The sequence below is a fragment of the Micromonospora sp. NPDC005252 genome, from assembly GCF_042872475.1.
Lineage (GTDB): Bacteria > Actinomycetota > Actinomycetes > Mycobacteriales > Micromonosporaceae > Micromonospora.
The window spans coordinates 22,100-44,032 of sequence record NZ_JBIAKN010000006.1; the positions used below are offsets into that span (position 1 = coordinate 22,100).

Genomic DNA, 21,933 nt, shown 5'->3' on the forward strand with positions numbered 1-21,933 from the left:
CGATGTGGGCCGCACCAGGTAGGTCGCGCACCTGGTCGAACTGGGATGACCGCTGGCACGGCCGTCCGACATGGAATATCGCATTTCGGTTACAATCGGCCTAAAAGGTGCGTACGGTGCCGGACATGGTCTCTCGCACCTGGCGCAACCTGTTGGTCGCAGCTCTCGGGATGGGCGTGCTCGCCGGTGCCGGTCAGCTCGGCATCGCGTTCAGCTTCGGCATCGTCCAGCTCACCGGCGTCTCCACCGGAGCCACCGTCAACCAGTGGCCCGCCCAGCTCGCCTGGGTGGGCTGGTTCGCGGCACACGCCGCAGTAGCCGGCACCGTCGTCACCGCACGCCTGGCCCGCCGATACGGGGTGCTGGAAAGCACCGGCAGATTGGTGGCCATCGCCGCCGCTGCCGCGCTGGGCGCCACCGTCATCGCGCCGCTCTGCGTCCGGCCGGCCCAGGCCGCCGATCGTTTCTCTGTGGACCCGATCTGGGCCCTCGGCATCTGCGCGATCGTCGGCGCGCTGGTCGGCGCGGGTGCCGCGATCGCCGTACTGCTGAAGCCGCCGCTGGGCTGGAACATGGCGGCGGTGGGCGGCGTGGTCTGGCTGCTGGCGCTCATCTCGGTCGTCCCGGCGCTCGCAACCGCCGGGCCGTTGCCCGCCGTACGGATCGGCGTGCTGGAGCAGGCCGGGCTCGACGCCGACGCGGCACACCGCCAGGCTCTCTTGACTCTGCCAGCGGTGGCCCTGCTCGTCGGCGCGGCGACCGGCGGGCTGGCCCGTTGGCGCAGGCATCCGCCTCTGGTCAACGGCGCGACCGGCGCGACCGGCGCGGTGCTGATCGCGTTCGCCTACCTGACCGCCGGTCCCGGCGGCGCCGTCGACCGGTACCAGATCACGCCCTACTACGGCGCGCTGCTCGCCGTCGCCGCCGGCGTGCTCGGTTCGGCCGCCGCCGCGTTGTTCCGCTGGCCGTTCCTGTCGCGTACCTCCGAAGAGCGGGTCGTCGAGCCGACCGACATCCTCCGTCCGTTGTCCGACCCCGCCGTGCCGCGGGCCATGACGCCCGGCGCGGCCGACGAGCCGGAGCCCGTCGACCTGGCCGGCACGGGGAGGTTCGTCGGCGTGATGGCAGCGACGCACGCGACCGCGGCCGAACCGCTGGGCTACGGTGCGCCGGCCGACTCCGCGACGCGGACCGCCGCACCGACCGATACCGCCGCACCGGCCGCATCTGGCGACCTCGCCACACAGGCCGACTTCGCCACACAGTCCGACTTCGCCACGCCGGAGACATCGCAACCGGCGCCCGCGACGGCGGCCCACCTTCCCGCAGGACCCGGCGGGGACGGCTCTGGAACGGCGGGGGCCGACAACACCGAACCCGACGGGGCAACCGCCGCCCCGGGGACCGGCCGGATGTACCAGCCGCCGAAGATCGACCGGACTCGAGTTCAGGCAGTTCGGCCAGTCGTTCCGGCCCGGCGGGTGCCGTCCTCGACCGAGCCCGGTCCGGGTGCCGAGGCAACCCACTCGGCCGGCACGCAAGAGGGCGTCGAACCGGCTCTCCCACCTCGGCACCGGCCGCCCCTGCCCAACCTGGACCAGGCCGCGAACTGGGATGCCCTCGCGAACGCCCGGCGCGCCGGTATCCGGCCCACGGCCGATGCCGCGCAGGCCGGCCCCGTAGGGGCCGTTCCGGTCGCCGCAATCCCTGCGCCGGCCGCCCCGGCACCCGTTGTCAAGGCGCAACGGACCAGCGAGCGGGCTGGCGGCCGGCTGGGCCTGTTCCGGCGCAACAGATCCCGGGCCGACGCGGACGGCGCGGGCACCCGGCCGGACCGCGAGCCGCTGCCGAGGCAGGACGCGGAGTTCGTCGACTGGGTGAGCGGGCTGGGCAGGTCGGTGGTGGACAGCGAGCCGGCTCGGGAGAGTCCTCACGGGTCACTCCGCTCCGCCGGCCGCCACCACGGCGACTGACCGGCTAGGGCGTGTCCTGCCGATCATGGATCGGCAGTCCGCGTCATGACATGCTTCAGCCGTGTACCGGACCGAGGATCAACGGCGCTTTCAGCGTCTGGTCGAGGCGCTATCGGGACGGGCGGATCCCCAGGCTGAGGCCGAGATGGGCGCACCCCTGAATCCCCGGCTTGGTCGGCGATCAACACGTCGGGGCGTTTACGGGGCCGTCCGGGTCCAGGTTCGTGACCCGGATCGCGTCCAGTAGCGCCAGCAACTGCGGGTTGTCGCCGGCCTGGCCGGGGTGAGCAGGATCGACAGCGGCCGGCCGCGTCCGTCGACGGCGAGGTGGATCTTCGTACGCCAGCAGCGGCGCGATCACCGCCCACGCCTCGACAGTCAGTTCACCACGACGCACCACCGGCACATCGTCAACGATCAACCGCTACAAGATCGGCAGGACACGCCCCAGGCGGCTGGGCTGGCCGCCCGCCGAGTTCAGGCTGTCAGACGGTTCCGGTACGCGGTGGCTGAGGTGGGAAGCCTTTCGCGATGATCAGTCGATCAGCCTGCGCCGAGCTATTGCAGTTCCGTGATTTGCCCTGGGCAGGGTGCGACAGCCGCGGCACCAACGTACTCATCCGGGATCGCCGCCCCGCCGCCATGGCCGGAACATGTCGCCCACCGCACGAAGGATCGCCGCCTTCTCGCGGGGTGGGACGCCTTTCGTCACGATCAGTGCGACCACCGTCTTGGCAAGCACCGGTAGACCCACAGCGGCGGTCGCGACCCAAGGGCTGTACGTCACAAGTCGCTCAAGGTCCACTGGTCCCACCCCGCCGCTTCCCAGTCGCAGTTCCACCGGTTCTGACCACACCTTCGCGCTCACTCGGCGTGGTGGCGCTCTGCGGGACAGGCCGGGACATAATCGAGGTGGATCGCCTGGTAGGACAGGCTGCCATCGGAACGCCACAGAGAAACCGCAGACACCGCTGGGACGGATGCGAGGGCTACGGAGTGGACCGGGAACTGGCGGACGTGTCGACACCGGCCGCGCTCGGCGCGGCGCTGCAGTCGCTCAGGGAGACGGCTGGCCTCACGACGCGGGAGATGGACTCGAAGACGCGCCTCAGCGATGTGCGATTGACCCGTACGAAGATCAGCAAGGTTGAAGGAGGTGAGCTGCCGCGCCTGGACTGGCTCCGCGCGTACGTCAATCTCTGTGGAGTCGGCACTGGTACGCGTCGATACCGCGCCTGGGAGAACGCGTGGACGACGGCACACCAGCACGCCACGGCGGGAACGGTGACGCCTGACCCGGACGGCACGGTGCCACCCAGGCAGCTACCTATGGACACCAGCCCTTTCGTGGGCCGAACGGCCGAGCTCGACCAGCTCACCGCCCTGCACAGGAGGGCGGGCAACGGGGTAGCTGTCATATCCGCCGTGCACGGCACTGCGGGCATCGGTAAGACCACTCTCGCACTGAGGTGGGCGCACCAGAACGCAAGACGGTTCACCGAGGGACACCTGTACCTCAACCTGCGTGGTTTCAGCGCCGACCATCCGGTCGCGCCTGCCCATGCCGTCCGTGAGCTGCTGGACGGGCTCGGCGTGCCGGCCGAGAGAATACCGGCCAGGTTCGATGCTCAACTGAGCCTGTACCGCAGTGTGCTGTCCGGCAGACGCCTGCTGCTTGTGCTGGACAACGCCGCAACCGCCGAGCAGGTCCGTCCACTGCTGCCGGGCAGCTCATCGTGCTTCACCATCGTCACCAGCCGAAGCCAGCTCACCGGGCTCGTCGCCCGCGACAAGGCCGTCCCGCTCAAGCTGGACGTCCTCTCCCGGAAGCAGGCCAGGGAACTGCTCGATGATCGGATCGGCCGCGGGCGGCTGGACGAGTATCCAGAAGCGACGGACACGCTGCTGACCATGTGCGGCGGATTGCCGCTGGCGCTCGTCATCGCGGCGGCGAGGATCATGCTCGCGCCGGACCAACCACTGGACCGACTCGTCGCGGAGGCGACGGGCGGCGAACCCGTACTGCGGAACTTCGAGGTCGACGACTCGGAGTCGGACCTGCCCACCGTCTTCTCCTGGTCCTACCGAACCCTCGACCCGGACGCCGCGCGGCTGTTCCGGTACCTGGGTCTGGTACCCGGCCCCGACTTTACCGTCGCTGCCGCTGCCAGCCTGGTCGGCGCCGAAGCTGGCCTCACCGCCCGGTTGATGAGGAACCTGGCAGATCAACACCTGATTGAGGAGTACTGCCCGGGTCGTTACCGGCTCCACGATCTACTGCGCGCCTACGCGAACGATCTGAGCGAGGAGCACGAGACCAGCTCCGGACGAGCCGCCGCCCACACCCGGGTAATCGACTACTACCTACAGGCCGCCGTACATGGTGACCGGCTGCTGGATCCCCTTCGGGAGACCTTCCCGACGCCTTCTGCGGAACATGGAATCCAGCCGCCCAGTTTCGACTCGGCCGAGGGCGCGGCAGAGTGGTTCGAGCAGGAGCACGAGAGCCTGTCGGCGGCGGCTCGACTCGCAGCCGCACGCGGCCGGCACCGACCGGCGTTCCTCCTACCGTGGAGCATGACGACCTTCCTCCACCGCCGCGGATACTGGCGCGAGTACGCCGACCTCTACCGCCTCGCTGTCGAGGCCGCCGAGCCGATGGGCGACCCGCGTGCGCATGGTGTCGCACTGCGCAACCTCGCCAACGCGCTGACACAGCTCGGCGAATACGACCACGCCATGGCCCGCCATCGACTAGCGGTTGACTGCTTCCGGAAAGTCGGTGACATCCAAGGCCTTGCCCGGACCGAACGCGCCATGGGATACGCCAGCGAACAGCTGCGCGACTTCCCCGCAGCCGAGCAGCACGCCAGCACCGCCCTGGGTCTCTACCGGCAGATAGGCGACCGCACGGGCGAGGCGCAGGCGCTCAATGCGTTGGGTTGGTACCGAGCACTGCAGGGCGACTACGACAGCTCGCTCACGCACTGCTCACAAGCCTTGGCTCTGCTCGACGAGGTCGACGACCTCACGTACCGGGCCCATACGCTGGACAGCATCGGGTACAGCCTCCAACACCTGAAGCGGTACGCCGACGCGGCATACCACTACCAGGAGGCCATCGCCGTGTACAGGACCCTTGGTGACCGGTACTACGAGGCGGAGACCCTGCACCATCTCGGCGACAGCGAGGCTGCCGCAGGGAACGCGAGCGCTGCGCAAGCGGCGTGGCAGGACGCACTCACCCTTCTCGTTGCCATCGGGCATCCGAAGGCCGAGCAGGTACGCGCGAAGCTCGCACGCTGAACTCGGCCAATCTGCTGGCAATACGGCCGCACGCCCAGCAGCGGCTCGTGCCGGATCGATCGACCCGCACCGGCGCCTCGCCAGGTTGACTCCGCTCGGTCGGCCGTACGACCTGCGGAACACCGCCGCGGCTCGACGCCGCCGCGCCAGCAACCGAGGGAGCCGAGCGGCGGTAACTTACGCCTGCTCCCTGTTCCATCCCCGGCACTCCCCGGATCCGGCTGCCCTCAGCTCCACCGCCCTGCTGCGACAGGGTCAGCGGTGACCGGACAGCGACACGCGTCACCGCCTCGTCCAGGATGACCCGCCACCCAGCGGGTCTAGGGTGTGGCCCGCGGCCACCGCACGATCTTCGGTCGTCCGCACAAACCATCGATGGTCAACGCGGTGGCCGCCCGCATGCCCGCGCTTCTCTTCGCAGTGATTGACCGGCGCGGGCCTGTGCCTGGTCGCGCAGGCCCCTGCCGGGGCCCGATAGGAAGCGGCAATCGCGGTGATCTGTGCCGGCTACGGCGGCCGGTCCGGATGCGACAACGGAGAGAGGTGTGCCATGCGGTTCAGCGGCCGTTTGCTGGTGGCCCTGACTCTGGGGGGCGTCACGCTCGTGTCAGCGTGCGGCGGCCCGCCGCCGGAGAAGCGGTCGACCGAGGAGCTGCTCACCATCGGGCAGGCCCGTCTCGACGAGATTGCCACTCCGGCAGGCTGGCAACTCCGGGGCGGCAAGGCGGCGGACAGATCGCGGGGCAAGTTCCACTGGGACCGTGACCACCAGGTCAATACCAGTCCGGACGCGGCGGTTCGCGAACTGGACAAGCAGATCGCGGCTGCCCAGTGGAGGCGTAGGCCCAAGGAATCCTGCCTGAACAGTTCGGGAGTGGCGTGCTGGATGTACGACCGGGGCGGCCTGACCATCACGCAGACAGCGCTCGCCAGCACCACCTGCCCGGCGGGCCACCCGGTCTGTGCCGAGGTGAGCATCTCCATGCGGCAGAACTACAAAGAGCCGATCTGATCAGATCCAGCCATGGCGGACCGCCTCGGCACCCGCCTGGAAACGGCTGCTCACCCCGCGCTGGTCGGTAAGCTCGGCCACCACCCGACGCACGGTGCGCGCGCCCACACCCGGGACGCGCTGCTGGTGGCCACCCGCCAGAACATCGAGCAGAACAGGTGACGGCCCGGTGTGGCTGCCGTGCGGTCGGCACGGCAGCCACACCGTCAGGTGCGAATGCCCCGGCCTTTCATCCAGTGAAAGCTCCGGTTCCCCAGCGGGGACACCGCACGGGACGATCCGGCTCCATCGACGTCCGTCGGCATGGAGGTCCGGTCGCATGGCATTCGCGCGTAACCAGTGGTACGTGGCCGCCTACGGCAGCGAGGTGGGGCGGAACCTGCTCGCCCGAACGGTGCTCGGTGAGCCGCTGGTGCTGTACCGCACCGGTGCCGGGCAGGCGGTGGCGCTCGCCGACCGGTGCGTACACCGACGCTTCCCGCTCTCCGAGAGCCGGCTCGACGGCGACACGATCGTCTGCGGCTACCACGGCTTCACCTACGATCCGACCGGCGCCTGCGTCTTCGTACCGGGTCAACAGCGCATCCCGCGCACCGCGCGGGTGGTCTCGTTCCCGGTGGTGGAACAGGACTCGCTCATCTGGGTCTGGATCGGCGACCTGGACCGGGCCGACCCGGCTGCGATTCCCCGCGCACCGTGGCTGGCCGACCCGCGCTACGCGGTGGTGCGGGGCATGGCGCCACTGAACGCGCGGTACGGCCTGCTGGTGGACAACCTCCTGGACCTGTCCCACGAGACCTATCTGCACGGCGGTTACATCGGCACCCCGGAGGTGGCGAACACCCCGATCACCACCGAGGTGGACGAGGACCGGGGGATCGTCTACGTCAGTCGGCACATGGACGACGCCGAGTGCCCGCCGTTCTACGCGCGCTCCACAGGCATCCAGGGCCGGATCACCCGGTGGCAGGACATCGAGTACCACCCGCCCTGCCTCTACCTGCTGCACAGCCGGATCGCGCCGCAGGGTGTCTACCCGCCCGCCGAGGGCGAGGACCGCGAAGCGTTCCACGCCGAGATCGTGTACGCCATCACCCCGTCGACGGAACACACCACCTATGACTTCTGGGCGGTGGCGCGCGACTTCGCGATCGACGACGAGTCGGTCAGCGAGTACCTCCACCACAGCAATCACACAGTCGTCATGCAGGACGTGACCGCGCTCAACATCCTGGAGCAGGTGATCGCGACCGAGCCGGACAGGTATCAGGAGCTGAGCATCAACATCGACACCGGTGGCCTGGCCGCCCGGCGGCTGCTGGCGCGGATGGTCGGGTCCGGGACGGTGGGAGCGGCACGGTGAGATCCCGGGAAGGCTCCCTCACCGGGGACCGGGTCTACCGGATCCACTGGGTGCCGGGCACCGACAGCCTGCGCGGAATCTGCCACTGCGGGGCCGAGCGCCGCACCGAGGAACCGGTCGAGTTGTGGGAGTGGCTGCTCGGCCACCCGCAGGGTCACCAGAGTGTGGCTGAGCCGGTGCCCGGACCGCCGAGGCGGCTGGCGATGCGCGAGTGACTGTGGACGTGCTGACCGGTGTCGAGCTGGTGGTCGTCGGCCGCGATCAGGTGGCGGCCGAGGTGGTGGCGATCGGCCTCGGTCGCGCCGACGGCGGTGACCTGCCCGAGTGGGCGCCGGGCGCGCACATCGACCTGGAGTTAAGCGCCGGGCTGGCCCGTCAGTACTCCCTCTGCGGTGACCCGGCGGAGCGGGCCGTCCTGCGGATCGCGGTGCAGCGCGAACCGAACGGGCGCGGCGGCTCCCGGCTGGCGCACGAGCGGCTCACCGTCGGCGCGACCGTCCGGGTGAGCGGACCGCGCAACACCTTCCCGCTGGTCGCGGCGCGGCGCTATCTCTTCATTGCCGGCGGCATCGGCATCACCCCCATCGCACCGATGGTCGCCGCGGCCGACGCCGCGGGCGCCGACTGGCGGCTGGTGTACGGCGGACGCGGCCGGGCCACCATGGCCTTCGCCACCACCCTGCGGGAGAAGTACGGCGACCGGGTGAGCCTGCACCCGCAGGACGAGACCGGGCTGCTCGACCTGGCCGGGTTGTTGTTGGGCCGGCCCGGCACCGGGCTCGTCTACTGCTGCGGCCCGGAACCACTGATCACCGCGGTCGAGGAGCACTGCCGCGGCTGGCCACCCGGCTGCCTGCACGTCGAGCGTTTCACCGCCCGGGGCGACACCGGCGCGCCGGAGACGACGATCGAGGTCGAACTCGCGCTCTCCGGGCGGACGGTGACAGTGCCGCCGGGCACACCGATCCTGCGGGCGGTGGAGGAGGCCGGGGTGCAGGTCCTCTCGTCCTGCCGGGAGGGCACCTGCGGCACCTGCGAGACGCCGGTGCTCGCCGGTGTGCCCGAGCATCGCGACAGCCTGCTCACCGCCGAGGAACGGGCCGCCGGGGACACCATGATGATCTGTGTCTCCCGGGCCCGTACGCCCCGACTCGTGCTGGAGCTGTGAGCGCCCGACGTGGGCGGGGATGATGACGGGGTGCGCGCAGAACCGGGACGGTCGGTGACGAGCAAGGTGCTGGCGTTGCTCGACGCGTTCAGCCCGGCCACCCCGGCGTTGACCCTGAGCGAGTTGGCGCGTCGCACCGGGATGCCACTGCCCACCGTGTACCGGCGGGCCGCGGAGCTGGTCGCGTGGGGGGCACTTGAACGCGGCGACGACGGGCGGTACCGGATCGGTCTGCGGCTGTGGGAGGTGGGCTCGCTCGCCCCGAGGGGCCTGGGGCTGCGGGAGCTGGCCCTGCCGGTGATGGAGGACCTGTACGAGGTGACCCACGAGAACGTCCAGCTCGCCGTCCGGCAGGATCTCGAACTCGTCTTCATCGAACGGATCGCCGGGCGACACGCGGTACCCGTGCTCACCCGGGTGGGGGGTCGCTTCGCGCTGCACGCGACAGGCGTCGGGCTGGTCCTGCTCGCCCACGCGCCCGCCGAGGTCCAGGAGCAGGTGCTGGCCGCCCCGCTGGAGCGGTACACCGAACTGACCATCACCGCCCCGAAGCGGCTGCGTCGCTGCCTCGCCGAGGTGCGCCGGGTCGGGTACGCGGTCAGCGACCGTCAGGTCACGATGGACGCCCTCTCGGTGGCCGCGCCGATCCGCGTACCGGAGGGTGTGGTGGCGGCGATCTCGCTGGTGGTCGCCCATGACCGGGCGGACCCGGTGGCGTTGGCGCCACTGGTGCAGGCCGCCGGTCGGGTGGTCTCCCGGGCGCTGAGCAACTCGACCCGTCCGGCCGTCTGATGTAGACAGACTGCAAATCGTTGACGCCCGGTCAAATTCTGCATTACGTTGCCGGTGCGCGTGTTACCCGGAGGTCCGGCACCGACGAGAGGGAGCACTCATGTCTCTGCACGGCAAAGTCGCCATCGTCACCGGGTCCGGGCGGGGTCTCGGCCTCGCCTACGCGCAGGAGTTGGCGCGGCGGGGCGCCGCGGTCGTGGTCAACGACGTCGACGCCGAGGCCACCGCCGACGCCGTGGCGACGATCGAGGCGTCCGGCGGTCGGGCCGTCGCGGTGGTCGCACCGGTCGGCCCGACCGAGACCGCGAAGGAACTCGTCAGCACGGCGGTGGAGCACTTCGGACGGCTGGACATCCTCGTCACCAACGCCGGCGTGCTGCGCGACAGCGTGCTGTGGAAGATGAGCGACGACGACTTCGACACCGTCATCAACGTGCACCTGCGCGGCACGTTCACCACAGTCCGTGAGGCGGTGCAGCACATGCGGCAGGCCGGTGAGGGCGGGCGGATCATCTGCGTCGGATCGCCCACCGGGCAGCGGGGCACCTTCGGCCAGACCAACTACGCGGCCGCCAAGGCGGGCATCGTCGGCATGGTCCGGACCTGGGCGCTGGAGCTGAAGCGGGCCGGCATCACCGCCAACACCGTCGTTCCGGTCGCCGCGACCGCGATGACCGCCACCGTTCCCTACTTCGCGGCGGCGGTGCGGGCCGAGGCGAACGGCGAGCCGATGCCCGCGTTCTTCCGACACGAGCTGGGATTCGGCACGGCGGACGACGTGGCCGGGCTGGTCGCGTTCCTCGGTTCCGACGCGGCGGCCTCGGTGACCGGGCAGGTGATCGGTGTCGGCGGGGACCGCCTGCAGATCTGGACCCACCCGGAGGCGGCGCTGACCGCGCACCGCGAGGGCGGCTGGACGTACGACGCGCTGGTGGAGGCCTGGCCGACGAGGTTCGCCGGTGCCGCGCAGAGTGTCGGCGAACGCTTCCCGAAACTTCCCGAGGAGTTCGAGCCCGCGCCGTCCTGACCGGCCCGAGCAGACCTGCCCGCACCGACCCGCCCGACGGAGGTTGGCCCATGTACCAGCCCGCGATCGACCTCGATGACGTCACGGCGATCGACATGCACGTGCACATCGAGGTCGACGACCACGGTCACACCTCACTGCCCGAACCGCTCGTGGCAGCGGCGTCGGCGTACTTCAAGACCGACGGCCCACGGCCCGCTGTCGACGCGGTGGCGCGGTACTACCGCGAGCGGCACATGGCGGCTGTCGTCTTCACCGTGGACGCGCGTACCCAACTGAAGCACCAGCCACTGTCCAGCGTCGAGATCGCCCGCGCGGCGACCGAGCACGCCGACGTGCTCATCCCGTTCGGTTCGGTGGACCCGCGCACCGGGGGAGCGGCAGTCGAACTCGCCGACCGGTTGATCCGGGAGGAGGGCGTCCGCGGTTTCAAGTTCCACCCCACTGTGCAGGGCTTCGATCCCAGCCACGACGAGTACGCGCCGCTGTGGGGCCTGCTGGAGCGGGCCGGCGTCCCGGCGCTCTTCCACACCGGGCAGACCGGCATCGGCGCGGGTACGCCGGGCGGTTACGGCCTGCGCCTCGGCCGGTCGAACCCGATCCTGCTCGACCCGATCGCGGCCGACTTCCCCGACCTCCAGATCATCATGGCCCACCCGTCGGTGCCCTGGCAGGACGAGGCGTTGTCGGTGGCCACGCACAAGCACAACACCTGGATCGACCTGTCCGGCTGGAGCCCGAAGTACTTCCCGGCCGAGCTGGTGCGCTACGCGAATTCGCTGCTGAAGCGCCGGGTGCTCTTCGGCACCGACTACCCGATGCTCACCCCGGACCGGTGGCTTCGCGACGTGCAGTCGACCGATCTCAAGCCGGACGTGCTCCCGGGCATCCTGAAGGACAACGCGGCCCGACTGCTGGGCCTGGCCCGGTGACGACGAGAGGAAATGCCATGACGACGACCATCACCTACGAGCGGCTCGGCGACCTCGCCGGCACCGACCTCGGCCACACCGGGTACCGCACTGTCACCCAGGACCAGGTGGACCTGTTCGCGGACGCCACGGACGACCACCAGTGGATCCACGTCGACCCGGAGCGGGCGAAGACCGGCCCGTTCGGCGCGCCGATCGCGCACGGCTTCCTCACCCTCTCCCTGGCGGTTCCCTTCTGGACCGAGCTGCTCGAGGTCAAGGGCGTGACCACGAAGGTGAACTACGGCCTCGACAAGGTGCGCTTCCCCGCGCCGGTCGTGGTCGGGGCTCGGGTGCGCATGCGGGCCACAGTCGTCGAGGTCGTCGAGGTCCGCGGCGGCTACCAGCTCGCCGTCGACCAGACGATCGAGATCGAGGGCGGGACCAAGCCGGCGGTCGTCGCGCGCGGGCTGTACCGCTTCTACGCCTGAGCCCGGGGGCATCCGTCGAGCCGGGCGAGCACACCACCTCCACCCCCAGGAGATTGATGATGCACCAGCACGGAATTGGCGCCTGGCTGGCCAAGCGCCGGCTCAAGTCCCCGGACCAGATCGCGATCATCCACGGCGACCGGTCGCCCATGACGTACCGCCAGTTCGCCGACGCCGTGGACCGGATCTCGGCGGTGCTGCGGGAGTGGGGCGTCGGCAAGGGTGACCCCGTCGCCTACCTGGGCGAGAACAGCCCCGAACTCCTCCAGGTGATGTTCGGGGCGGCGCAGGTCGGTGCCGTCTTCGTGCCGGTCAACACCCGGCTCGCCGCACCCGAGATCGCCCATGTCCTCGCCGACTGCGGGGCGCGGGTGCTGATCCACGACCCGGACTTCGCGGTGTCGGTGGCCTCCGCCGTCCGGGGCGCTGGGACGCCGTACGTCATCGTCAACGGCGAGGGCACCGCGGACCGGCCGGGGTTGGACCACCTGGCCCGAGCCGTCGGCACCGCGTTCGGCGACCCTGCCGACACCGTCCACCAGGACCCGGCGGCGATCATCTACACCTCGGGCACGACCGGTCGGGCCAAGGGTGCGGTGCTGACCCACGGCAACCTCACCTGGGTGGCGCTCAACTGTGTGGTCGACTACGACGTCGTCTCCACCGACGTCGCCCTCATGATCTCGCCGCTGTTCCACGTCGCCTCGCTCGGGATGGGCGCCCTGCCCGTCATCCTCAAGGGCGCCACGATGGTCATCGAGAGGGGCTTCGAGCCGGGCCGCGCGCTCGCCCAGATCGAGCGGCACGGAGTCACCATGCTCAGCGGTGTGCCGACCACCTACCAGCTGCTGGCCGACCACCCCGCCTGGGCGTCGACCGACCTGTCGACGTTGACGAAGCTCACCTGCGGAGGGTCGGCGGTGCCGGCCCGCATCCTCAACGCGTACGAGGCGCGGGGCCTGTCGTTCTCCCAGGGTTACGGCATGACCGAGGCCGCGCCGGGCGCCACCGCGCTGCCGCCCACGATGACCCGCGTCAAGCAGGGCAGTGTCGGCCTGCCGCACTTCTTCACCGACGTGCGGATCACCGATGCGGCCGGTGCGGTGCTGCCCGCCGGCGCTGTCGGTGAGATCGAGGTGGCCGGTCCCAACGTCTTCCCCGGCTACCACGGGCTGGCGGAAGCGACCGCCGAGGCGTTCACCGCCGACGGGTGGTTCCGCTCCGGCGACCTCGGCCACCTGGACGCCGACGGTTACCTCTACATCTCCGGCCGCCTCAAGGACATGATCATTTCGGGGGGCGAGAACATCTACCCGCTCGAACTCGAGCAGCTGCTCACCGAGGTCGACGGGGTGACCTCGGCGGCGGTCATCGGCGTACCGGACGAGCGTTGGGGGGAGGTGCCGTGGGCGATCGTGACCGTGCGGGAGGGGGCGTCCGTGGACACCGCCACCGTCCGGGCCCGCCTGGACGGCAGGATCGCGCGCTACAAGCTCCCGAAGAACGTCGTCATCGTGGACGAGCTGCCGCGGACGGCGTCGGGGAAGGTGCGGAAGGCCGATCTGCGGACCCGATTCGGCGCCTAGTCGCGGGCCGGGCCGCGACGAGTTCGGCGAACTCCGCAGCGGACGCCTCGGCCAGCTTGTCGTGCACCCGGCGGTAGGTCCGCACCGATCTCGGGGCGGGCCATTCCGCGTCCATGAACTCGGCCGGCAGCCTCGGGTCGGCGCGCAGTAGCGCGAGCCAGTCCGCCACGAGCATGGTTCGTACGGTGAGGGCGCTCGGCGCCATCGTCAGCGCGGACAGGTCGTCCCACACCTCGATGAAGGCGAGGTGCGCACGTCGGATCGCCTCGATGTCCCAGGCCGCGCGCACGCTCTCGCCGATCGGGAAGCCGGCGAGTTCACGGGCGTGGAAGGCGACCACCGTGTTGGGCGCGAGGTCCTGCCGCAGCCGCTCCAACGACCCGGCGAGGTCGACCTCGCCGGGCGCCAGCCAGAGCCCGTCCCGCAGCGGCGCGAAGCCCTCCCAGGTGAGGGTGGAACGCAGCCGGTGCCGCAGCATCCGCTGGCCCTCCGGGATCGAGAAGGTGACCAGGGTCCACCCGCTGCCCTGTGGGTCGAACGGCCGCGGGCCGCGAACGCGGTCTGTCGCCTCGCGCAACACCGCGGCCCCGTGCTCGGTCAGTGAGAACAGCGTCTCCCGGCCGCTCCTGCTGCGGGCGAGGATGCCGCTGTGCACGAGACGGTCGAGGGTCGCGCGGGTGGCCGGCGCGGCGACGTCCGCGCCTTCCAGCACGTTGATCAGAGCGCTCGCCCGGATGGGTCCGGTGGCGGCGTCGACGACGTGCTCGCCGAAGAAGGCGAGCAACAACTGCTTCGGCTGACGACTACCCACAGCCCTTCCCTTCGGCGAACTCGTTGGCCTGGCCGCCGATCACCGCGCGGATCGCGGGGCCACAGCCTGCCCGCGCTTGGCCCGCTGGATCTGGTCGTAGACGTGCGTCCGCAGTTCCGTGAAACGGGGCAGAGCGCGGGTCGTGATCTGATCGCGCTCCGGCGGCAGGTCGATCGCGAGGTCCTCCTGGACCCAGGTCGGCGACGTGGACAATACTAGAACCCGCTGACCGAGATACACCGACTCGTCGATGTCGTGGGTGACGAAGACAACCGAGATGGTGCGGCTGGCGTGCAGCTCACGCACCAGGTCCTCCAGGTCGGCCCGGGTCTGCGCGTCAACGGCCGCGAACGGCTCGTCCATGATCAGGACATCGGGCTGGTAGGCGATCGCCCGCGCGATCGCCACCCGCTGTTGCATCCCCCCGGAGAGCTGCCACGGGTGGCTTCGCGCGGCGTGCGCGAGGCCCACCGCCTCAAGAGCGTCGACGACCAGCTTGCTCCGGGCCGCGCGGGTGAGCTTCTTGTGCCGCAGTGGCAGCTCGACGTTCCCGCGCACCGTCAGCCAGGGGTAGAGGCTGCGGCCGTACTCCTGAAACACGACGGCCATGGCCGGGCTGGGCCCGGTCACCGGCGAGCCGTCCATCTCGACCACGCCGCTGGTGGGCCGCAGCAGGCCGGCGAGGCACTTCAGCAGGGTGGTCTTGCCACATCCGGACGGCCCGACGATGCAGACGAGCTCACCGGCGTCCATCGTGAAGCTGATGTCCCCGATCGCCTCGACGGTGCCCGTCGCCGACTCGTAGACCTTCCGCAGGTGCTCCACCCGCAGCAGGGTGCTCCGATCAGGCACGGTTGACCTCCCTGATTCCGTGGTACCAGCGCAGAACACGCCGTTCGACGAGACCGAAAGCTACGGCGAGGAAGACGCCGACGAGACCGAGGAGGAGGATGCCACTCCACATCTCGGCGATCAGGTAGTTGCGCTGGAAGTAGGCGATCCGGTAGCCGAGGCCGGAGGAGGAGGCGAACATCTCGGAGATGACCATCAGGATCAGCGCGACCGAGAGGGCCTGCCGAACCCCAGCCATGATCCGTGGGCTGGCGGCCGGGAGAACGAGGAACCAGAGCCGCTCCCACCAAGTGACCTGGAACGATTCCGCGGTCTCCGTCATGACGCTGTCCGTCCCCCGGACACCCTCGATCGTGTTCAGCAGGATCGGCCAGACCGCGCCGGAGGCGATCACGACCACCTTCATGGTGTCGGTGATCCCGAGCAGGAGCATCACCACCGGGATCAGCACCGGTGGCGGGATGGCCCGGAGGAACTCCAGCAGCGGTTCGAGGAGTTCGCGCAACCAGCGGGTCAGCCCGATGACGGTGCCGGCGGCGATGCCGAGCACAATGGACGCGACGACACCGAGGCCGAGGCGGGCGAGGCTGGGCAGTACGTCCTCGACGAACGCCGGGCCGACCCAGGTCTCCCGGAAGGCTTCGGCGATCGTCAACGGGTCGGGGAAGAACCGACTCGTCGTCCTCGTCGCCACCAGACCCCAGAGCACCAGCAGCAGCGTCGGCAGCCCCAGCGGGTAGAGCAGGCTCGTCGCGATCCGGGATCCGACCGTCCGGCTGCGTGCCGTGGTGGCGATCCGCCCGGTGTACGCGATCACAACGGCTCCTCTCCTCGTACCGACTGGTGCCACGACAGCACCTGACGCTCGATGAACCGGAAGACGATGTTCACCATGAGCCCGAGCAGGCCGGTGACCACGACCAGCGCGTACAGGCCGGCGGCGTCTCCGGCGGACCGGGACAGCTCGATCATGCGCCCGAGGCCGGGGTTACCGATCACCATCTCCGCGGTGATGGCGAGGATGAGCGCCACCGCGGCGGCGAGGCGCAGGCCCGTCATGAGGTACGGCAGGGTGGTCGGCAGGACGAGGTGCGACAACTGCTCCCGCCGGGTCAGACCGAAACTGCGGGCGGTGTCGCGAGCCACCGCGTCGACGTCGGCGACGCCGTAGATCACCTGCACGAACACCTGCCAGAACGACGCGTAGATGATGATGACGAGGGCGGCCTGCCGCTGGATGCCGAACATCAGCACGGCGAGCGGGATGAGGGCGACCGACGGGATCGGTCGCAGGAACTCGACCATCGTGTGGGTCGCGCGCCGCAGGAACGGCACCAGGCCGACGACCGTGCCGAGGACGAGGGCGGCGACCGTCGCCACCGTCAGGCCGATCGCCCAGGACGTCATGGTGCTGCCCAGCCGCCGCCAGAACGCGAGGTCGACGACCTGCTCGAACAGCCGCGCCAGCACGTCCGTCACGTACGGCAGGTACAGCGGGTTGATCAGGCCCAGCGTCGGGATCAGCTGCCAGACGACGAGGAACCCGGTCAGGCCGACGACGCCCAGCATCGCCTTGCGTAACGCGCGCAGGCGTCGGGTGGGGAACACGCGCATGTCACTCCCGTCGTCAGGCGGGCGGCGAGGCCCTCCCCGGTCCGGGGGTGGGGAGGGCGGGATCACGCCGGCTACTGCTGCTGGATGAGACGGTCGAAGTTGGGTTGCTTGTCGAGAACCTTGTACTTCTGCGCGAGTTCGACGAGCGTCTGCAGGCTCGACCGGTCGACCTCCCAACCGAAGGCCGGCAGCCGCACCGACTCGGCCACCGGCGGGGGCAGCTGCAGGTTGTCCTTGATGGCCTGCCGCAGCGCCGCCTCGTTGGCGGGGTCCTTGGCCCACTCGAGCGTCTTCTTCATCGCCGCGGTGAAGTCCTCGACCAGCTTGGCGTCCTTCTCGGTGCGTTCCTTTGTGGTGATGGTGGTGAGCGTGGTCAGGCCGGGCACCACCGCCTGGTAGGGCGCGACGACGAAGGTGTCGCCGCGGGCCTTCAGTTGGGTGACGAAGGGCTCCGGCACCCAGGCGGCGTCGATGTTGCCGGATTCGAGTTGGGCCGGGGCGTCCGGGAAGGCGACCTCGACGAACTTGATCTTCGACGGGTCGCCGCCGTCCTTCTCGACCGCCGCCATGATCGTCACGTCGCCGGCCGCGCCCAGGCTGTTGACCGAGACCCGCTTGCCAGCGAGGTCGGCCGGCCGCTTGATGCCGGACTTCGCGGAGGCGACCACGGCGTTGATGTCGTCGCCGTCGGCGTACGAGGAGGCGTAGTTGCCGATGATGACGACGCCGAGATCCCGCAGGTCGGCCCGGAACGGGCCGAAGGGCTGGCCGATCGCGAAGTCGATGTCGCCGTTCATGAGCGCCGGAATGGCCTGCGCGCCGCCCTGGGCGGGCAGCACCTCGACCTGGAGCCCGCGCTCGGCGAAGATGCCCGCCTTGACGCCGCCCCAGAGCGCGGCGGTCTCGGTGATGGGCAGCGCCGCGACGCGGACCTTGCGCAGGTCCCCCGAGGTCTGGTCGGACGGGTTGGACGCGTCGGAGTCGGTACATCCGGTGAGGGCGATCGCGGTAGCGGCGATCAGCCCGAGAGCCATGACCTTCTTCATTGACGAGGCCCTTCCTGGGCGGGGGTGGTGGGTGCGTCGGAAGTCGGCGGATGCCTCGGATCTGCAGGTGAACTACCGCTGCGTGGGGGCGCACGCCGCTGTGTTGGCCATGGTCAGTCACCCCGGCATTGAAAGTCAATAATTTCTGACGCCCGTCATGAATAAGTTGAACAACGCTCTGCTGTGGAGGCGACGCGGTCAGACGTCCGGCAGGCCCACGTAGTTCTCGGCCAGGCTGGTGGCGTACGCCTCGGAGGTGGCGACGTACCTCAGCGTGGCGGTCTGCAGCTTCGTCTCGTACGGGTCGTCGCGCTCCAGCCGGTGCAGCATCGAGGTCATCCACCAGGAGAAGTGCTGGGCCCGCCAGACCCGGCGCAGCGCCGTCGCCGAGTAGGCGTCCAGCAGATCGGTGCGGCCCTCGCCGTACCACGCGGCGAACGCGTCCCCGAGCAGCGCGACGTCGGCGAGGGCGAGGTTCATGCCCTTCGCGCCGGTGGGCGGGACGATGTGCACGGCGTCCCCGGCCAGGAACAACCGCTCCCAGCGCATCGGCTCGACCACGAAGCTGCGCATCGGGGTGATGGACTTCTCCAGGATCGGCCCCTCGTTGAGCGACCATCCCGGCACCGTCTCCAACCGGGCCCGCAGCTCCGTCCAGATCCGCTCGTCCGGCCACGCTGCGATGTCCTCGTCCGGCGCGACCTGTAGATACAGCCGGGAGATCTCGGGGGAGCGCATGCTGTAGAGGGCGAAACCCCGTTCGTGGTTGGCGTAGATGAGTTCGTCCACCGCCGGCGGCGCGGCGGCGAGGACGCCCAACCAGGCAAAGGGGTACGCCCGCTCATAGGTGGTCAGCACCCCCTCGGGCACCGCAGCGCGGCTCACCCCGTGGAACCCGTCGCAGCCGGCCACGAAATCGCAGTGCAGCTCCTCGTCCCGCCCGTCCCGTCGAAAGTGGACGACCGGCGAGTCCGAGTCGAGACCGTCCAGGCGTACCGCGTCGGCCTCGAAGAGGATCGAGCCACCGGCCGCGAGTCGGGCGGCGATCAGGTCCTTGACCACCTCCTGCTGCCCGTAGACGGTGATCGCCCGCCCGGTCAGATCCGCCATCGGCACCCGGTGTGACTCCCCGGCGAAGCGCAGCTCGATGCCCTCGTGGCGCAGCCCCTCCCGTCGCAGCCGTTCACCGACGCCGCTGCGGCGGAGCAGGTCGACCGAGCCCTGTTCGAGGACCCCGGCCCGGAGTCGGTGCTCGACGTGGTCGCGGCTGCGGCTCTCCAGCACCACCGACTCGATTCCGCGCAGGTGCAGCAGGTGCGACAGCATGAGCCCCGCCGGCCCGGCGCCGACGATGCCGACCTGGGTACGCATTCCCGGCATGCTCCTGTCCTCCCGACGTCAGAACGGGTACCGCGTAATGGCGCCCTGCACGGTGAGCCACTGGGTCTCGGTGAACGCGTCGACGTTCGCCGCGGGCCCCCCGAACCGGGATCCGGTGCCGGACGCGCCCACCCCACCGAACGGCGCCACCGCCTCGTCGCTCACTGTCTGATCGTTGATGTGCACGATCCCGCTGGGGATCCGGTCGGCGAGGGCCATCGCCCTCATCACGTCGCGGCTGAGGATCCCCAGCGACAGGCCGTACTCGGTCTGCCGAGCCAACTGCACGGCCTCGTCCTGGTCGGCGAAGGTGATCACCGGGGCGACCGGGCCGAAGACCTCCTGGGCGAACGCCGGGGTCGCGGGGGTGACGTCGGTGAGCACCGTCGGCCGATAGAACAGCCCCTCGTACGTGCCCCCGGCCGCCAGTCGGGCGCCCGCGTCGATGCTCGCCGTGACCAGCGCGTGGACCTTGTCGCGCTGGCGCTCGTCGATGATCGGCCCGAGCGCCACCTGCTCCTTCGCCGGGTCGCCGACCGGCAGGTGGTTCGCCTTCTCGGCCAGCCGCTCGACGTACCGTTCGGACAGACTCTCGTGCACCAGGTGCCGGCCGGTGGTCATGCAGATCTGGCCCTGGTGCAGGAACGACCCCCAGGCGCCGGCGGAGACCGCGAGGTCCAGATCGGCGTCGTCGAGCACGATCAGCGCCGAGTTGCCGCCGAGTTCGAGATGTGCGCGTTTGAGGTGGCGTGCCGCCGCCTCGCCGACCTTGCGGCCGGCAGCGGTCGACCCGGTGAAGCTGATCACCCGTACGTTCGGGTCGGCCACCAGCGCCTCCCCGACCTCGACCCCGCCGGGAAGGACGTGCAGCAGCCCGTCGGGCAGGCCGGCCTCCTCGAAGACCCGGGCGATCGAGACACCGCCGCAGACCGCAGTGCGCGGATCGGGCTTGAGCACCACGGCGTTGCCCAGGGCCAGCGCCGGGGCGACGGAACGGGTGGCCAGGATGAGCGGGAAGTTGAACGGGGCGATGACCCCGACGACGCCGACGGGCAACCGGCGAGCCAGGCTGAGCCGCGGTTGCGCGCTCGGGATGATCTCGCCGAGCGGGTGCGAGGCCAGCGCCGCCGCCTCGTAGCACTCCTGCGCCGCGGTGTCGGTCTCGACGCCGGCCTTGGGTGGGATGGACCCGGACTCCCGCACGATCCAGTCGCCGATCTCGGCGGCGTGCTGCTCGAACAGCTGCCCGGCCCGGCGCAGCACAGCGGCCCGTTCGGCGTAGCCGGTGGCGGCCCAGGCGCGCTGGGCGGCGGCGGCGCGAGCGCAGGCGCGCGTCACGTCCTCGGCGTTCGCCAGGCCGACCTGGCCGATCTCCTCGCCGGTGGCGGGGGATCGCACGGGTGCCGTGCCGCCGGCCGGTTCCACCCAGCCGTCGCTGTGCAGGGTGCCCTGCCAGGTCGTGACGTCCAGCAGTGTCATGGCGGTCCTCCTCGGAGCGTGGGGCCGGTGGGCCGGCCCGGGGTGACCGGGCGGACTTCCGCTCACGAAGGGCCCGGAGTTGTTCGCTTACCGAACGGCCGTTCTCTCCATGAACGTTGGCACGTGGTCCGGCTCGCGTCAACGCATCGCCGGGCGTGATTGCCGGGCACTGTGGACGGCGGTCCCGCCTGTCGTTGACGGATGTCGTTCCCCGTCGTACGTTCGAGATGAGTACGGCAGTCCGCATAGCGAACGGCTGGCGGCAGCACGGTTCGGGCAGGAGGCGGGGAGGCCCATGGCGAAGCTCGTCTCGCTGACCGACGGCGTGGCGCACCTGGTTCGCGACGGCGACGTGGTGGCCCTGGAAGGGTTCACGCACCTCATTCCGTTCGCCGCCGGCCACGAGATCATCCGCCAGGGACGGCAGGATCTGACCCTCGTGCGGATGACCCCCGACGTCATCTACGACCAGCTCATCGGGGCGGGCTGCGCCCGTCGCCTGGTCTTCTCCTGGGGTGGCAACCCGGGCGTCGGGTCGCTGCACCGCTTCCGGGACGCCGTGCAGCACGCCTGGCCACGTCCACTCGACCTGGAGGAGCACAGTCACGCGGGCATGGCCAACCGGTACGTCGCCGGGGCGTCCGGGCTGCCGTTCGCCGTCCTGCGCGGCTACACCGGCACCGACCTGCCTCAGCACACCACCAACATCCGGCCCATCACCTGCCCGTTCACCGGCGAGACGCTGACCGCCGTCCCCGCCCTGCGTCCGGACGTGACTGTGGTGCACGCCCAGCGCGCCGACCGCAACGGCAACGTGCAGATGTGGGGCATCACCGGCGTGCAGAAGGAGGCGGTGCTCGCCGCCCACCGGTCACTGGTCACCGTCGAGGAGATCGTGGACGAGTTGGAACCCGTACCCGGGCAGGTGATCCTGCCCGGCTGGGCGGTCACCGCGGTGGCCGAGGTGCCCGGCGGCGCGCACCCCTCCTACGCCCACGGCTACTCGGTGCGGGACAACGACTTCTACCGGGACTGGGACGCCGTCAGCCGGCACCGCGACACCTTCCGGGCCTGGCTGGACGAGCACGTGCACAAGGCCGGCGCGGCGGCATGAGTCAGCCC

General features: G+C 70.4%; 20 protein-coding genes and 1 pseudogene. 13 read left to right on the forward strand and 8 right to left on the reverse strand.

Annotated features, from left to right (window positions below; all coding sequences use genetic code 11):
- Window positions 1-125: 125 nt before the first annotated feature.
- The gene (locus ACFYPH_RS18625) at window positions 126-1,973 is read left to right on the forward strand and encodes a hypothetical protein (RefSeq protein ID WP_387183189.1); all 1,848 of its coding nucleotides are present in this window, start codon (window positions 126-128) and stop codon (window positions 1,971-1,973) included.
- Window positions 1,974-2,113: 140 nt separating this feature from the next.
- Here the strand turns inward: ACFYPH_RS18625 and ACFYPH_RS18630 are convergent.
- Window positions 2,114-2,330: pseudogene (locus ACFYPH_RS18630) on the reverse strand (transposase); the annotation flags it as partial.
- 639 nt (window positions 2,331-2,969) lie between these two features.
- Between ACFYPH_RS18630 and ACFYPH_RS18635 the strand changes: the two are divergent.
- From ACFYPH_RS18635 to ACFYPH_RS18685, 11 genes are all read left to right on the forward strand, one after another.
- Window positions 2,970-5,279, forward strand: a complete 2,310-nt coding sequence (locus tag ACFYPH_RS18635) for an ATP-binding protein (protein ID WP_387183191.1) — start codon at window positions 2,970-2,972, stop codon at window positions 5,277-5,279.
- Window positions 5,280-5,829: 550 nt separating this feature from the next.
- Window positions 5,830-6,291: a hypothetical protein gene (locus tag ACFYPH_RS18640; RefSeq protein WP_387183194.1), complete on the forward strand. Its 462-nt coding sequence runs from the start codon at window positions 5,830-5,832 to the stop codon at window positions 6,289-6,291.
- 12 nt (window positions 6,292-6,303) lie between these two features.
- On the forward strand, window positions 6,304-6,453 hold the full coding sequence (locus ACFYPH_RS18645) for a hypothetical protein (RefSeq protein WP_354857566.1): 150 nt from the start codon (window positions 6,304-6,306) through the stop codon (window positions 6,451-6,453).
- A gap of 157 nt (window positions 6,454-6,610) precedes the next feature.
- Complete coding sequence (locus ACFYPH_RS18650) at window positions 6,611-7,654, forward strand: aromatic ring-hydroxylating dioxygenase subunit alpha (protein WP_354857564.1); 1,044 nt, start codon at window positions 6,611-6,613, stop codon at window positions 7,652-7,654.
- Window positions 7,651-7,869: a hypothetical protein gene (locus ACFYPH_RS18655; RefSeq protein WP_387183197.1), complete on the forward strand. Its 219-nt coding sequence runs from the start codon at window positions 7,651-7,653 to the stop codon at window positions 7,867-7,869. The genes ACFYPH_RS18650 and ACFYPH_RS18655 overlap by 4 nt, the downstream gene beginning before the upstream one ends.
- Window positions 7,866-8,822, forward strand: a complete 957-nt coding sequence (locus ACFYPH_RS18660; protein WP_387183200.1) for a PDR/VanB family oxidoreductase — start codon at window positions 7,866-7,868, stop codon at window positions 8,820-8,822. Before ACFYPH_RS18655 ends, ACFYPH_RS18660 begins: the two co-directional genes overlap by 4 nt.
- Before the next feature lie 30 nt (window positions 8,823-8,852).
- A complete protein-coding gene (locus tag ACFYPH_RS18665) occupies window positions 8,853-9,614 on the forward strand; it encodes an IclR family transcriptional regulator (RefSeq protein ID WP_387183203.1) in 762 nt (253 codons plus the stop codon).
- A gap of 100 nt (window positions 9,615-9,714) precedes the next feature.
- Complete coding sequence (locus ACFYPH_RS18670) at window positions 9,715-10,641, forward strand: SDR family oxidoreductase (RefSeq protein WP_387183206.1); 927 nt, start codon at window positions 9,715-9,717, stop codon at window positions 10,639-10,641.
- A 50-nt stretch (window positions 10,642-10,691) separates the two neighbouring features.
- The gene (locus ACFYPH_RS18675; protein ID WP_354857551.1) at window positions 10,692-11,573 is read left to right on the forward strand and encodes an amidohydrolase family protein; all 882 of its coding nucleotides are present in this window, start codon (window positions 10,692-10,694) and stop codon (window positions 11,571-11,573) included.
- 17 nt (window positions 11,574-11,590) lie between these two features.
- Window positions 11,591-12,043: a MaoC family dehydratase gene (locus ACFYPH_RS18680; RefSeq protein WP_355066778.1), complete on the forward strand. Its 453-nt coding sequence runs from the start codon at window positions 11,591-11,593 to the stop codon at window positions 12,041-12,043.
- Between the two features lie 56 nt (window positions 12,044-12,099).
- Window positions 12,100-13,629: a long-chain fatty acid--CoA ligase gene (locus tag ACFYPH_RS18685; protein ID WP_387183211.1), complete on the forward strand. Its 1,530-nt coding sequence runs from the start codon at window positions 12,100-12,102 to the stop codon at window positions 13,627-13,629.
- On the opposite strand, the gene ACFYPH_RS18690 is transcribed toward ACFYPH_RS18685, so the two are convergent.
- The 7 genes from ACFYPH_RS18690 to ACFYPH_RS18720 form a co-directional block, all read right to left on the reverse strand.
- Window positions 13,553-14,440, reverse strand: a complete 888-nt coding sequence (locus ACFYPH_RS18690; protein WP_387183214.1) for a PaaX family transcriptional regulator C-terminal domain-containing protein — start codon at window positions 14,438-14,440, stop codon at window positions 13,553-13,555. The two genes, ACFYPH_RS18685 and ACFYPH_RS18690, sit on opposite strands and share 77 nt — an antisense overlap.
- 39 nt (window positions 14,441-14,479) lie before the next feature.
- The gene (locus ACFYPH_RS18695; RefSeq protein WP_387183216.1) at window positions 14,480-15,292 is read right to left on the reverse strand and encodes an ABC transporter ATP-binding protein; all 813 of its coding nucleotides are present in this window, start codon (window positions 15,290-15,292) and stop codon (window positions 14,480-14,482) included.
- Window positions 15,285-16,109: an ABC transporter permease gene (locus ACFYPH_RS18700; RefSeq protein ID WP_355066774.1), complete on the reverse strand. Its 825-nt coding sequence runs from the start codon at window positions 16,107-16,109 to the stop codon at window positions 15,285-15,287. Before ACFYPH_RS18700 ends, ACFYPH_RS18695 begins: the two co-directional genes overlap by 8 nt.
- Entirely contained in the window at window positions 16,106-16,906 is an 801-nt protein-coding gene (locus ACFYPH_RS18705; protein WP_387183219.1) for an ABC transporter permease, read from the reverse strand. Before ACFYPH_RS18705 ends, ACFYPH_RS18700 begins: the two co-directional genes overlap by 4 nt.
- Window positions 16,907-16,977: 71 nt before the next feature.
- Window positions 16,978-17,940: an ABC transporter substrate-binding protein gene (locus ACFYPH_RS18710; RefSeq protein WP_387183222.1), complete on the reverse strand. Its 963-nt coding sequence runs from the start codon at window positions 17,938-17,940 to the stop codon at window positions 16,978-16,980.
- 210 nt (window positions 17,941-18,150) lie between these two features.
- Window positions 18,151-19,332, reverse strand: a complete 1,182-nt coding sequence (gene pobA, locus ACFYPH_RS18715; RefSeq protein WP_387183225.1) for a 4-hydroxybenzoate 3-monooxygenase — start codon at window positions 19,330-19,332, stop codon at window positions 18,151-18,153.
- Between the two features lie 18 nt (window positions 19,333-19,350).
- Complete coding sequence (locus tag ACFYPH_RS18720; RefSeq protein WP_387183228.1) at window positions 19,351-20,811, reverse strand: benzaldehyde dehydrogenase; 1,461 nt, start codon at window positions 20,809-20,811, stop codon at window positions 19,351-19,353.
- A gap of 295 nt (window positions 20,812-21,106) precedes the next feature.
- Between ACFYPH_RS18720 and ACFYPH_RS18725 the strand changes: the two genes are divergently transcribed.
- Window positions 21,107-21,925: a CoA transferase subunit A gene (locus ACFYPH_RS18725; protein WP_354857529.1), complete on the forward strand. Its 819-nt coding sequence runs from the start codon at window positions 21,107-21,109 to the stop codon at window positions 21,923-21,925.
- Window positions 21,926-21,933: the final 8 nt, after the last annotated feature.